Annotated in this window: 11 protein-coding genes; 9 read left to right on the forward strand and 2 right to left on the reverse strand. The window is 67.9% G+C overall.

All coding sequences use genetic code 11. The features are described from left to right. The first annotated feature begins 3 nt into the window (after positions 1–3). From STHE_RS04510 to STHE_RS04525, 4 genes are all read left to right on the forward strand, one after another. Positions 4–1,017, forward strand: a complete 1,014-nt coding sequence (locus STHE_RS04510; RefSeq protein ID WP_012871383.1) for a DUF1385 domain-containing protein — start codon at positions 4–6, stop codon at positions 1,015–1,017. A 49-nt stretch (positions 1,018–1,066) separates the two neighbouring features. Further along, complete coding sequence (gene argH / locus STHE_RS04515) at positions 1,067–2,581, forward strand: argininosuccinate lyase (protein ID WP_012871384.1); 1,515 nt, start codon at positions 1,067–1,069, stop codon at positions 2,579–2,581. Continuing rightward, complete coding sequence (locus STHE_RS04520) at positions 2,538–3,008, forward strand: GNAT family N-acetyltransferase (RefSeq protein ID WP_041398810.1); 471 nt, start codon at positions 2,538–2,540, stop codon at positions 3,006–3,008. The genes argH and STHE_RS04520 overlap by 44 nt, the downstream gene beginning before the upstream one ends. Before the next feature lie 140 nt (positions 3,009–3,148). Beyond that, positions 3,149–3,559 (forward strand): carboxymuconolactone decarboxylase family protein, encoded by a 411-nt coding sequence (locus STHE_RS04525; RefSeq protein ID WP_012871386.1) that lies wholly within the window; start codon positions 3,149–3,151, stop codon positions 3,557–3,559. Positions 3,560–3,613: 54 nt separating this feature from the next. On the opposite strand, the gene STHE_RS04530 is transcribed toward STHE_RS04525, so the two are convergent. After that, positions 3,614–6,502, reverse strand: coding sequence for a DEAD/DEAH box helicase (locus STHE_RS04530; RefSeq protein WP_012871387.1), 2,889 nt, complete (start codon positions 6,500–6,502; stop codon positions 3,614–3,616). 213 nt (positions 6,503–6,715) lie between these two features. Between STHE_RS04530 and STHE_RS04535 the strand changes: the two genes are divergently transcribed. Both STHE_RS04535 and thiL read left to right on the forward strand, forming a co-directional pair. Beyond that, a complete protein-coding gene (locus tag STHE_RS04535; RefSeq protein ID WP_012871388.1) occupies positions 6,716–7,879 on the forward strand; it encodes a glycosyltransferase family 4 protein in 1,164 nt (387 codons plus the stop codon). A gap of 2 nt (positions 7,880–7,881) precedes the next feature. After that, the gene (gene thiL, locus STHE_RS04540; RefSeq protein WP_012871389.1) at positions 7,882–8,910 is read left to right on the forward strand and encodes a thiamine-phosphate kinase; all 1,029 of its coding nucleotides are present in this window, start codon (positions 7,882–7,884) and stop codon (positions 8,908–8,910) included. A gap of 60 nt (positions 8,911–8,970) precedes the next feature. Here the strand turns inward: thiL and STHE_RS04545 are convergent, their stop codons facing one another. Next, on the reverse strand, positions 8,971–9,210 hold the full coding sequence (locus STHE_RS04545) for a hypothetical protein (RefSeq protein ID WP_012871390.1): 240 nt from the start codon (positions 9,208–9,210) through the stop codon (positions 8,971–8,973). Between the two features lie 197 nt (positions 9,211–9,407). On the opposite strand from STHE_RS04545, the gene STHE_RS04550 reads away from it, so the two are divergent. The 3 genes from STHE_RS04550 (at position 9,408) to STHE_RS04560 (ending at position 12,936) form a co-directional block, all read left to right on the forward strand. Further along, positions 9,408–10,817: an amidase gene (locus tag STHE_RS04550; RefSeq protein WP_012871391.1), complete on the forward strand. Its 1,410-nt coding sequence runs from the start codon at positions 9,408–9,410 to the stop codon at positions 10,815–10,817. A gap of 267 nt (positions 10,818–11,084) precedes the next feature. Then, on the forward strand, positions 11,085–12,059 hold the full coding sequence (locus STHE_RS04555) for an ABC transporter ATP-binding protein (RefSeq protein WP_012871392.1): 975 nt from the start codon (positions 11,085–11,087) through the stop codon (positions 12,057–12,059). Next, entirely contained in the window at positions 12,052–12,936 is an 885-nt protein-coding gene (locus tag STHE_RS04560; RefSeq protein WP_012871393.1) for an ABC transporter permease, read from the forward strand. The genes STHE_RS04555 and STHE_RS04560 overlap by 8 nt, the downstream gene beginning before the upstream one ends. Positions 12,937–12,973 lie beyond the last annotated feature (37 nt).

Here is a 12,973-nt window from a genome sequence, read left to right on the forward strand (position 1 = left end):
GCCATGTCGGATCGAACATCCTACGGCGGTCAGGCGGTCATGGAAGGCGTCATGATGCGAGGCCGTCGCGACATGGCTATTGCCGTTCGGGCCCCCAGCGGCGAGATCGCCGTTTACCACGAGCCGTTGTCCGGTAGTAGTTGGACCCAACGAGTGCGCCCACTCCCGCTCATCCGAGGTGTGTTCATGCTCTGGGACACGATGGTCCTGGGGATGCGCGCCCTCGTCTTCTCGGCCAACGTCAGCCTCACCGAGGGGAAGCTGGCGGAGCAGGAGCGGGACGACGCCGGGACGTTGACCGGGGTCGCCCTCTGGGGGACGGTGGCGGTTTCGCTCCTCTTTTCCATTGGGTTGTTCTTCGTGGCTCCCCTGGCGGTCGTCGGGTTCGTCGACCGCTACATCAGCAGTAGCGTGCTCAGCAACCTGATCGAGGGCTTGATCCGCCTCGGGCTGCTGATCGGCTACATGCTGTTCATCGGCCAGCTCAAGGACATCCGCCGGGTCTTCGGCTTCCACGGTGCCGAGCACAAGGCGATCAACGCCTACGAGGCGGGTGACCCGCTCGACGTTGAGCACGTGCGGCGGCACAGCATCAGCCACCCGCGGTGCGGCACCGGGTTCCTGCTGATCGTCGTGCTTCTCTCGATCCTGGTGTTCGCGCTGCTGGGGAGGCCGCCGATGTTTTGGCGCGTCGTCTCCCGCATCGCGCTGGTGCCGTTCATCGCAGCGCTCGCCTACGAGTTCATCAAGTGGACGGCGAACCACATGGACAACCGGCTCGTGCGGCTGCTGGTCAGCCCCAGCATGGCGCTGCAGCGGCTGACGACACGCGAGCCGGACGACGGAATGATCGTCGCCGCGATCGTGTCGCTCAAGCGGGTGCTCCTGGCCGAAGGGAAGATCTCCGCAGACGAGGTGTACGGCCCTGGCGTGGTCCCGGTGGATGAGACGGGGCGGGTGCTGGAACCGGAGCGGATCCCGGTGGCGGCCGAGCCCGCGATCGAGGCGAGTTCGTGAGCGTGACGACCGGCCGCCGCACGGCCGGCGCGAGGTGGGGAGGGTTTCGGTGACCGAGTCGCAGCCCGGTGGCGCGGCAGGCAAGCTCTGGGGCGGGCGCTTCAGCCGCCCGACCGATGCGCTGGTCGATGAGTTGAATGCCTCGATCGGCTTCGATCGGCGCCTCTACCGGCAGGACATCATGGGCTCGATCGCCCACGTGCGCATGCTCGCCCGCCAGGGGATCATCCCCAAGGACGACGCGGCGAAGATCGAGCAGGGCCTGCGTCAGATCTACGACGAGATCCGACGCGGGGAGCACGAGTTCCGGCTGGCGGACGAGGACATTCACCTCAGCGTCGAACGGCGGCTGCGCGAGATCATCGGGCCCGCTGCCGGGCGGCTCCATACCGGGCGGAGCCGAAACGATCAGGTCGCGCTTGACTTTCGCCTCTGGACGCGGGAGGCCCTGATTCGTCTTGCGGCGGGACTCACCGACACCATCGGCGCGCTGCTGGAAATCGCGGAGCGCCATCCGGACGCAATCATGCCGGGTTACACGCACGTCCAGCGCGCCCAGCCCGTGCTGCTGGCGCACCACATGCTCGCCTACGTCGAGATGCTCTTCCGCGATCTGGACCGGCTGCGCGACGCCTACCGCCGCGTCAACCTGTCGCCGCTCGGGGCCGGCGCGCTGGCAGGAGTCACCTACCCGATCGACCGGCAGTTCGTCGCCGACCTGCTCGGGTTCGACGGGGTCTGCGCCAACAGCCTCGATGCCGTCTCCGACCGCGACTTCGTGGTGGACCTGCTGAGCGCCTGCGCGCAGATCATGCTGCACCTGTCGCGGCTGGCTGAAGAGATCATCCTCTGGTCGAGCAGCGAGTTCGGTTTCATCGAACTCGACGACGCCTTCGCCACCGGCAGCAGCATCATGCCGCAGAAGAAGAACCCGGATGTGGCGGAGTTGATCCGGGGCAAGACGGGCCGGGTCTACGGTCACCTGATGGGAATGCTGACCGTCGGCAAGGGTCTGCCGCTCGCCTACAACAAGGACCTACAGGAGGATAAAGAAGGCGCGTTCGACACGGTCGACACGGTGCTGCTCATCCTCCGCGTGCTACCGCCGATGCTGCGCACGACCCGGTTCCGCACCGACCGCATGCTGACTGCGGCAGGGGAGGGCTTCACGCTCGCCACCGACGTGGCGGACCACCTCGTGCGGCATGGGCTGCCGTTCCGTGAGGCGCACGAGATCGTCGGTCGGGTGGTGGCCTACTGTGTCGAGCAGGGGAAGGACCTCCCAGATCTTACGCCCGAGGAGTGGGGTCGCTTCTCTCCGCTCTTGGTCGAAAGTCCCCCGCCGCTGACGCCGGCCGATGCCATCGCGGCACGGGAGATGCTCGGCGGGACGGGTGCGCGCCATGTGGCCGACGCCCGGATCGCGGCGGCCGCGGCGCGCGACGAATGGGTCCGCTGGGTCGACGGCCGCGCTGAGGCGCTGGCCGCCGTCTCCCGGCGTCTCGGGCTGGAGGACACTGATGACGGCCCTGAAGGGGGACCAGGAGACCGGAATCCGCGATGACGAGGTGCGCACCTGGGTTGTGACCTCGCTGGCGGAGATGGCCGAGGTCTACGCGATCCGCCATGAGGTCTTCGTCGAGGAGCAGCACCTGACGCGCAGCGTGCGCGATGACCCGGACGATCGCTACAGTGTCCACGTGCTCGGCGCGGTGGGCGGGCAGACGGCGGGTACCGGCCGGATCACCTTCTACGGTGACGAGGCGCAGATCGTCTGGGTCGCGGTGCGGAAGCCGTACCGTGGGCGGGGCGTGGGCCGCGCGATCATGGAGCATCTGCTGCGTCTCGCCCGGGACCAGGGGAGCCGTATCGTTACCCTCAACGCCCAAACCCACGCACTCACCTTCTACGAGGCCCTCGGGTTCCGCCCCATCGGACGCCGCTTCTTCATGTCCAACATCGAGCATCAGTACATGGCCAAGGAGATGTGAGGGGGCGTACCCCTCACCCCCCAACCCCCTCTCGGACGGAGCCCACAAGGGGAGAGGGGGTGTGTGGCTTGGGTATGGACGGGTGCTGCCTGTCTATGGGTAGAGTGGTGGCAAGTCGTTCAGTTCGAGGGGAGGGTGTGATGGCGACGCTGAAGATGGTGCCGGAGGAGCAAGCCCCAGAGGAGGTGCGCGCGGCGTACGAGCAGATCAAGGCTGGCTTCGGTGCCGGGCGGGTGCCCGCGATCTACAAGGTGCTGGCGAACAACCCGCGGCTGCTCGCGGCGGCGGTGGAGAACCGAGCGCGGATCATGGACGAGGGGGAGTTGGATCCCGTCCTGAAGGAGTGGCTGGCCTGGGCCACGGTCACGCTCGCGAACAACGCTTTCGGAGTGAAGGTGCACACCGCGCGGTTGAAGAAGCTCGGGGTGACCGACGCGCAGATCATCGAGGGCCTGTCGGTGCTGCAGTACTTCACTGGCATCAGCGCCGTAATAAACGGGCTGGCGATGGATGACGACGTGGACCCGGAGGTGCTGGCGGCGCTGGGGTAGGGAGCCGGATTCCGCATCGCCCGCGTGCATGCAGCGGTGTCATCGGGGTCGGTGTCAGTCGCCTCGGTCGATCTCTGCCTCGTCGGCGGCGATGTCGTCGTCGACCGATCCGGACATCGACTGAGAGAGCGGCAGGAAGCCGATCGCGAGCGACTGCTCGACGATGTCGCGCTTGACCAGCGCCTCGGCACGCTCCAGCACGTCGCGCAGCGGGTGTTCGGGCATGGCGTGGGCGAGCATCTCACGGACCTGGCGCATCAGGTCGAGCGTCTTGTTGAAGGTGAGAACGAGGTCGCCCTCGCTCAACTCGATCTGCTCCAGGATGCGCGACACGGTGGCGCCATGGCACCACGCGCGAACCGCTCCGTAGAAACCGTCGTTGTGACCGGTCGTGATGAAGAGGTTGTTCTGGCGCTCGGCCATCAGGATCTCGCGCTCAAGGTCGTCCAGGCGGCGCCGGAGCAGGACGAGGCGGTTCGGCAGTGAGTAGGTGTTGGCGAAGCGGAAATCGCGGTCGTAGGCGAACCAGGAGAAGACCTCGGCGACGTCGGCCGGGTTGAGCTTGTCGAGGAAGCCGCGGTCGATCATCTCGCAAATGACCAGGCCGTTGGTGTCGAAGACGTTGGCGAGCGTGTCCGCCTTGGCCGTCGGGTAACCGCGGTAGAGGTACCCGAACCGGTGGAGCACGTCGCGGATGCCGCGGATGAGTCGGCGTACCCGCTCTTCTTCGTTGGTTAGCTCGCGGCCGAGCTCGGCCTGGAGCGCGGCGCGCTCGCGTTCAAGCTGCGCCACGCGCTTCAGGTTGTTCTGGTGCTCCTTGCGGCGCGGGCAGGTGTGGCACGGGTGGTTTCGGCGTTCCGTGTTGATGGCCTGGAGCTGCTCGCGATGCTCGCGCAGCTCCTGCTCCAGCCGGGCGCGCTCCGACGCAAGTCGCGCCTCCTGCTGCGCGCGATGCTCCGCGAGCAGGGCATCCAGGTCGGGGAGTTCGAGGTCGGCGACCTGCCGCCAGATCTCGTCGAGGGCCGCCTGACCGATCAGCGGCCGAACGTCCTCGACCGGCTCTTCAAGCTCAGTCAACTGTGAGGGCACCTCGACGGCCGGCTCTCCCGCCGCGAGGTAGTCGATCTGGCGGTACTCGGCGAGGAGCACCACCTCGTGGCCGGTGAGGAAGAGACCAACCCCGCCGCTCGCGGCACGGCCAAGGTAGACGGCCCAGCCGCCTCGGCGAAGGTGGACGATGACCCCGGCCGGGAGTTCGCGGAAGGCGCGACGCAGCGCCTGCCGTCCCGGCTCAGGCCAGGGGCGCTGATCCAGGTTGAGCCGCAGTGCGTGCACCTCGCGCTGGAGGCGCCGCTCGCGCCCGCGGAGAGCATTGATCGTGGCGTTTAGGCCGCGGTATTCGTCAAGCAGCTCGTCCCCGCCGTCGAGGCCGATGAGGCACCCCTGGGGCACCGCATCGATCTCGCGGCCGACCTCGATGATGAGGTCCTCGATCTCGCGCACCCGCCGCGCCGTCTGGAACTGCGACAGGCTCTGCTGGAGCATGTGCCGCACGCGGGTGCCGTGCGGCGGGTCCCACAGGTTGAGGACCGTGTTGTAGCGGATGGCGAACGAGCTTCGCACCGGCTCCAGCTCGCCGGTGGCGATCTCCAGCATCTCGCGGAAGCTCATCCAGGGACTGTAGGGGACCACGACCGAGCCGCGCTCGTCCATGCCACGCCGGCCTGCTCGCCCGGCCATCTGCTGGAACTCATTGGGGGTGAGCGGGCGACGGCGACGGCCGTCCCACTTGGTCATCCGGCCGATGACCACGCTGCGGGCCGGCATGTTCACGCCGAGGGCGAGGGTGTCCGTTGCGAAGACGACCTGCATCAATCCCCGGCTGAAGAGCACCTCAACGAGCTGCTTCAGGATCGGCAGGAGCCCGGCGTGGTGGAAGCCGATGCCGAGCTGCGCCAACGACGCGATCTGCTGGACCTGCGCCAGCTCGCGGTCCTCAAGGCGCATCTGGCTGAGGTAGTTCTCGACGACCGTGTTGATCTCCTGCCGGATCTTGTCGTCTTTGACCAGGTTAGGTCGCATCAGGGCGAAGCGCTGCGCATAGTCCTCGCAGTCGCGCCGGCTGAAGAGGAAATAGATCGCCGGGAGCATGTCCTGAGTCTGAAGCGCCCGGATGATCTCCCAGGGCGGCGGCTCGGCCTGCTCGGCCTGGCGCCGCTGCTCGGAGGAGAGCCCGCCGCGCATCATCTGGCGCCGCAACTCGCCGCCGGTGTTGGGGAAGTCCGCCACCTGGCGCCCGTGCTCGTCGATGACCAGGTGCAACTTCTTGTCGAGGAAGTAATAGAGCGAGAGTGGTACCGCACGCTCGTAGTGGGTCACCAAATGGATCGGGCGATGGGTGCGGCTGATCCACTGGGCGATCTCGTCGGCGTTAGAGACGGTGGCCGAGAGGCAAATGAGCTGAATGTGCTCCGGGCAGAGGATGATCGCCTCTTCCCAGGTGGTGCCCCGCTCCGGGTCGGCGATGTAGTGGACCTCGTCGAAGATGATGCAGTCGACCGCGTCGAGTTCCCACGGGGTCTGCAGCAGCATGTTGCGGAGGACTTCCGTAGTCATCACGACGATCGGTGCGTCGGCGTTCTCGGTGATGTCGCCGGTGAGCAGCCCGACGTTGTCGCCGTAGATGACCCGCAGGTCGCGGAACTTCTGATTGCTCAGCGCTTTGATCGGGGTCGTGTACATCACCCGGCCGCCGCGGCGGAACGCCTCGTAGACGCCGAACTCCGCGACGACCGTCTTGCCGGTGCCGGTCGGGGCGGCGACCATCACGGAGTCGCCAGCCAGGAAGGTCTCGATGGCCTCGCGCTGGAAGGGGTCGAGCGTGAAGGGATAGAAGACGGAAAACTGCTCGATGATGCCCGCGACGTCGCTGGTCTGGTGCATGCAGGTCCTGTCCTCGATCGTTTCCCGCGTAGTACCGGAGCCTGTCCGAGCCGCGGCCACCGGGTGATTATAGCACCCGGCCTGCCCGTCCCTGCGGGGGAGAGCCGTCGGGGACCCCACCCTGTGCTACGATTTCCGCGCGCCGGGCGGTCAGGCGAGGCGACCACGGGGGACCGGGCAGAGTGGCGGGGACCGCCACGGTGGAGGCGCTGAGTGCGGGTTGGAGTCCTTGGACATCTCCTCTCGTTTGCCCCGGGGTATCGGCAGGCGGGCGTGAGCCGCTACATCGAGTTCCTGCTGCGAGCGCTCCCGGCGGCCGCGCCGGATATCGAGGCGGTGGTATTCACCGGGCCGCAGGCGGGAGATTGCCGCGAGAGCTTCCCTGCGTCGCTACAGTGGCGGCCAAGCCGCGTGCCGACCGGGAGGCCGGAGGTGCGCATCCTCTGGGAGCAGGTGGCCGGGCCTCTGGTGCTGCGGCGAGCGGGCGTCGATCTGGTCCACGGGCCGGTGAACGTAATGCCGTTGCTGGATGGCCTGCCGGGCGTGGTGACGGTGCACGATCTGGCGTTCCGCATCTACCCGGAGCAGTATCCGCGGGCGAAGCAGCGCTATCTCGACCTGCTCACCGGCCTGTCGGTGCGCCGTGCCGCGCGGGTCATCACGGTCTCGGAGAGCACGCGCCGCGACGTGCTGCGGTTCTACCGCGTCGATCCGGAACGGGTCGTGACGGTGCCGAACGGCGTCGACCCGTCGCTCGCGCCGGTGACCGACGAAGAACGGCTGGCGGCGTTCCGACAGGAGCACGGCCTGCCCGACCAGTTCATTCTGTTCCTCGGCACGCTCCAGCCGCGCAAGAATCTGGTGGGCTTGCTCCGGGCCTATGCGCGGGTGCAGGCGAGGCTCGATGCGCCGTTGGTAGTGGCCGGCGGCAAGGGGTGGATGTACGAGCCGGTATTCGCCGAGGTCCGGGCGCTCGGCGTCGAGGACCGGGTCATCTTCGCGGGGTACGCCGACCCGGAGGATCTGCCGCTCTGGTACAGCGCCGCCACGGTCTTCGTTTACCCTTCCCTGTACGAGGGCTTTGGCCTGCCGGTGCTCGAGGCCATGGCCTGCGGCGCGCCCGTGATCACGTCGGGCACGTCGTCGCTGCCCGAGGTGGCGGGTGATGCGGCGCTGCTGGTCGACCCGCGCGATGTCGATGCGCTGGCGGCGGCGATCGAGCGGCTCATGGGAGATGCTACGCTGCGGGCTGAGCTGCGGGAGCGCGGGCTGGCGCGGGCGCGGGAGTTCTCCTGGGAACGGACGGCGCGGGAGACCGCGGCGGTGTACCGCGCCGCGTGCGACGCGGGTCGGGTGGAGGAGAGGAGCGAGGTGTAGGGATGCGCGTGCCGTCCGGCGGCCGGCCGGTCAAGGAGGTCGGCGAGTTTCCCCTCATCGACATGATCGACGGTGTCGTCAGCGCCACACTGCCGCGGCGGCTTCGGATGGGCATCGGCGACGACGCAGCCGTCTGGCGCCCACGGCCGGGCCGCGACCTCGTCTTCACCACCGACATCCTCGTGCAGAACGTCCACTTCCGCCTCGACTGGATGGACTGGCAGGCGGTGGGGCACAAGGCACTGGCGGTCAATCTCAGCGACGTGGCGGCCATGGGCGCCCAGCCAAGACTGGCTCTCGTCTCGCTCGCACTGACGGGCTCGGAGCGCGACCGTGAGGTGACGGATCTGTTCCGGGGCATGAACGCGCTCGGAAGGCGGCACGGCGTCGTGGTGGCGGGTGGGGACTTGAGCGCGTCCCCGAACGGCGTGATCGTGTCGGTCACCGTCATCGGGGAGACGTCCGCCGGCCGTCGCGCGGTGATGACGCGCGACGGAGCGAGGCCCGGGGACATCATCGGCGTCACCGGGCCGCTGGGGATGGCCGCAGCCGGGCTGCGGGTGTTCCAGCAGCAACTCCTGACGCTCGACGGTAACCCGGCCATGCGAGAGGCGTACAGCCGGCCGAAGCCGCGCGTTCGCGAGGGGCGGCTCCTGGCCCGCGCCGGTGTGCGAGCTGCGATGGACCTCAGCGACGGACTGTTGGGCGACCTGCCGAAGATGTGCCAGGCCAGCGGCGTCTCAGCCGTGATTGACATCGCGCGTGTGCCCATTCCGAACGCGATCAAGTGGAACTTCGATGACTGGTTCGACCTGGCCCTGCGCGGCGGCGAGGACTACGAGTTGCTCTTCACCGCGCCGCCGGCGGTGTTCGCGCGGGTGTGCCGGGCGTTCCGCCTTGCCGGGCTGCATGGACCGTGGCGCATCGGCGAGATCGTCAAGGCCGGTGCGAAGGGCCCCGAGGTGAAGATCCGCGAGGCGAGCGGCAAGGTCGAAGAGGTCGAATCAGGAGCGTACACCCACTGGGGCTAGCGGTGGACGGCGATCGGTTCGTCCGCCACCGTCCGGTGGCGACGGCCGAATCGTTTGTCCCTACGGGGTCGTGGATTCGTCTTCCCGACGGCGCATGACGAGCGCCACGGTGATCTCCACGACCGCGATCACGAGGATGAACAGGCCGATGCTGGGGAGTGCGGGGATCGCGAAGACGAACGCGAGCACGCCGGCAATCAGCATCATTGTCCAGGAGCGCTGAACCAGCGCGCCGAGGGCGAGCAGGACCGATACCCCCAGAATGGTCCAGAGAACCCCGGCGATGAGCTCGTCGGACACGGGCCGTCTCCCTCCGTGGTAGGGCTGACCGCACGTGTGGTCGCCCTCGTTGCCGATCCTAGCACATGCCAGTTCGTGAACGCGTCCGCGGTCGCAGTCGTGGGCCGGAATGGCTCCCGGGTGTGCTACCATGCGGCCGAAGCATCAGGGGAACAGGGCAGTCGGCGCGCGGTGGCGCGTGGAAGGGATGTGCGACGGTGGACGCGATCGATCTGTGCTACCTGCCGGCGACGGAACTGCGGCGACTGTACGCGGAGCGTGCGCTGTCACCGGTCGAGGTGACCCGAGCGGTGCTGGAGCGCATCGAGCGACTCAACCCGACCCTGAACGCGTTCATTACCGTCACGCCTGACCTGGCGATGGACCAGGCACTGGCGGCCGAGCGAGACTACGCCGCAGGGCGGGCCGACAGACCGCTCCTCGGCGTGCCGATTTCGATCAAGGACCTGTCCGTGACCCGTGGGATTCGGACCACGCGCGGCTCACTGGTATGGAAAGACTGGGTGCCCGACTTCGACGCCCCGTTTGTCGAACGCCTCTACGCTGCCGGAGGCGTCATGCTCGGCAAGACCAACACTCCCGAGCTGGGATGGAAGGGTGACTCGGGGAACCGGGTGATCGGCCCCACGCACAACCCGTGGAAGCACGGTCGGACGGCGGGGGGCTCCAGTGGAGGCGCCGGGGCAGCCGTGGCGGCCGGGTTGGGTCCGCTCGCGCAGGGCAGCGACGGCGCCGGGTCGATCCGCATCCCTTCGGCCTTCTGCGGGATCTTCGGCCTCAAGCCATCCTTCGGCCTGATCCCCTCTTACCCGCCGAGTGCAGTCGAGTCGTTGTCGCACATCGGACCGATGACGCGCACCGTGCGCGATGCCGCGCTGATGCTCGACGTGATGGCGGGCTTCGACCCGCGCGACCGGCTGTCTCTCGATCCCAAGATTCCCAGCTTCGTGGCGGCCTGTGACGGCGGTGTGGCCGGGCTGCGCGTCGCCTGGAGCCGGGACATGGGCTACGCCGTGGTTGACCCGGAGATCGGCGACATCGCAGCCAGGGCGGCGGCGGTCTTCAGGGACCTCGGCTGCGAGGTCGAGGAAGTGAATCCCGGATGGGATGATCCCTTCCAGATCCTCGACGCGATCTGGAGCACCGCGATGGCGGGCGTGTTCCGTGACAACTTCGAGCAGGTGCGCGACCAGCTCGACCCCGGCCTGGTGCGGGTGATCGAGGCCGGGCGCCAGGTGAGCGGGGTGGACCTCGCCGCGGCGATGCAGCGGCGTAGCCAGTTCGTGGATCAGGTGCGGCGGTTCATGGAGCGCTATGACCTGCTCCTGACCCCGACCATGCCCCTCGCTGCGTTCCGGGCCGGTGACGATAATCCGGGCGAGATCGCCGGGCAGCCGGTGACCCGTCTGAGCTGGACGCCGTTTACCTACCCGTTCAATCTCACGGGGCAGCCTGCGGCGACGGTGCCCGCCGGATTTACCGAGGCGGGGCTGCCGGTCGGGCTACAGATCGTCGGCCGCCTGCGGGACGACGCGACGGTCCTGCGCGCGGCCGCGGCGTTTGAGGAAGCGCGCCCGTGGGCAGACCGGCGTCCACCGGTCGACTGAGCATCCGCTTACTTGAGGTCGCCCTCCCCGGTCGCGGCCGCCAAACCCGAGCGACCGCGACCGGGGTTCGGCCCTGACCTGAGCGGATGCTGACCGTTGCAGGGATGACCCGTGCCGGCGGATTCGCTGCGTCCGAGCTCGTCGTTCACAATTCCGTGACATTCCCGTCAAAGCTTCGTAGCGGCCTCCCCGTACCCTCGTGATGGTGGCTGGAGCAATAGGCGCTCCGGCCCGCACGTCACGACGGTGTATCGGGGAGGTTCATCTATGGTGCAAGCAGTTGCGCCGGACCGCACGCGAAGCTCGGCATCCGTGGCCGAGCGCCCGCCGGTGCTGCGCGCTACCGGCCTCCGCAAGCGCTACGGCAACCACGATGCAGTGCGCGGTGTCAGCTTCACGGTTCATGCTGGAGAGGTCTACGGCTTCCTGGGACCGAACGGCTCGGGGAAGTCGACCACCATCGCGATGATCCTGGGGCTGGTCGAGCCGACTGAGGGCACGATCGACCTCTTCGGGCTCGGGCCGGAGCGGCGGGGCGAGGCGTTGTCGCGCGTCGGGGCGATCATCGAGCGGCCGACCTTCTATCCGTATCTGTCCGGGTTCGACAACCTGTCGGTGCTGGCGGCGCTGCGCGGCGGAATCCCTTCCCGGCGGATCCATGAGGTGCTGGAACTGGTCGGCCTTTCCGAGGCGGGCAAGAAGCCGTTCGGCAAGTACTCCCTCGGCATGAAGCAGCGGCTCGGGATCGCCTGGACATTGATCCACGATCCGGAGTTGATCATCCTCGACGAGCCGACCAACGGTCTCGATCCGGCCGGGATGATGGAGGTGCGTCACCTCATCCTCCGGCTGTCCGAGGCGGGCAAGACCATCTTTCTCTCGTCCCACTTGCTAAACGAAGTCGAGCAGGTATGCGACCGGGTGGCGATCCTCCGCCGCGGCGAGGTGGTCCTGGAAGGGTCGGTGGCCGAGTTGACCGCACGGGGTCAGCAGACGCTGGTGCGGGTGGACGATCCTCTTCGGGCCACGGACATCCTGCGGAATCTCCCCGTGGTGCAGCACGTGGAGGAGCGGGACGGTGCGCTGATCGTGCGAGCGACGGATGGCGAGCGGGCCGCGTTGACGGCCGCGTTGGTGCAGGCCGGTGTCGCGGTTGAGGAGGTCCGGCCGGTCGGAAATACCCTCGAGGAAGCGTTCCTCGAGATTACAGGAGAACTGGGGAGCGAGGTGCGGCGTGGCTAGTGGAACCAATACCCTGACCGCGGCGACGCTGAGCGCAAGCGACGCGATCCGTGGCCGCCCGGGCGTCGCCGCACTGACGCGGATGGAGCTAGGGAAGCTCCGGAAGCGTCCCATGACCAAGGTGACGTTCGGTCTCGGGATCCTGGCGGCGGTGGGCTTTATGGTGCTCGTGCTCGTCGCCGGGACCGACGGCTCGCGTGAGGCGTTCGTCTTCCCCAACATCGTTGAGGACAGCTTCCAACTGATTCAGCTCATGGGGAACATGACCCTCCCGGTGATCGGTGCAGCCATTGCCGGGTCCGAGTACGGCTGGGGCACGATGCGCCTTCTCCTGGCGACGGGCGTGGGACGTGGCCCCCTGTTCGCGGCGAAGTTGCTGGCGCTCCTGGTGGTCGACCTGCTCTTCGTCCTGATGATGGCGGTGCTCATCTGCGTGGAGGCCGCATGCAGCGGGTGGCTCGGCGGATACGAGCAGGACCTGAGCGTCATCGACGGTGCCTGGGTGGCGGATGCCGTGCAACTTTTCGCGACGACCACCGGGCTGCTCTTCTTCCTCGTCATCGTGGCGTTTGGTGTGGCTATGCTCGGACGCTCGATGGCGGCCGGAATCGCGGTCGGGATTGGCTTGCCGATCGCGCAGCAGATCGCTGCCGTGATCGCTCCGGCGGTCTTCGGCCGATTGGGCGAGCTGATGGTCGACTTCTTTCCGAACACGAGCTTCCAGGCGCTAGCGATGCGGGCCGGATTTGATCCCGCGCCGGCGGAAGGCTTGCTCAGCCCTGAGCGGGCGATCGCGACGCTCGTCGGCTACAGCGTGCTGATCCTCGGCGTTGCGGCACTCGTGTTCTGGCGGCGTGATGTCCCCTCCGGTGACTAGGGACGCGCGGATTCGGTCGGACGGGTCGACACCATCC

It is taken from the genome of Sphaerobacter thermophilus DSM 20745, from assembly GCF_000024985.1.
In the GTDB taxonomy this organism is placed as follows: Bacteria; Chloroflexota; Chloroflexia; order Thermomicrobiales; family Thermomicrobiaceae; genus Sphaerobacter; species Sphaerobacter thermophilus.

What these genes read in the sequence shown, in the direction of transcription:
- thiL (WP_012871389.1), top strand. Translation starts at nt 7,882, where the DNA reads ATGCGCGTGCCGTCCGGCGGCCGGCCGGTCAAGGAGGTCGGCGAGTTT.
- STHE_RS04510 (WP_012871383.1), top strand. Translation starts at nt 4, where the DNA reads ATGTCGGATCGAACATCCTACGGCGGTCAGGCGGTCATGGAAGGCGTC.
- STHE_RS04525 (WP_012871386.1), top strand. Translation starts at nt 3,149, where the DNA reads ATGGCGACGCTGAAGATGGTGCCGGAGGAGCAAGCCCCAGAGGAGGTG.
- STHE_RS04555 (WP_012871392.1), top strand. Translation starts at nt 11,085, where the DNA reads ATGGTGCAAGCAGTTGCGCCGGACCGCACGCGAAGCTCGGCATCCGTG.
- STHE_RS04530 (WP_012871387.1), bottom strand. Translation starts at nt 6,502, where the DNA reads ATGCACCAGACCAGCGACGTCGCGGGCATCATCGAGCAGTTTTCCGTC.
- STHE_RS04520 (WP_041398810.1), top strand. Translation starts at nt 2,538, where the DNA reads ATGACGGCCCTGAAGGGGGACCAGGAGACCGGAATCCGCGATGACGAG.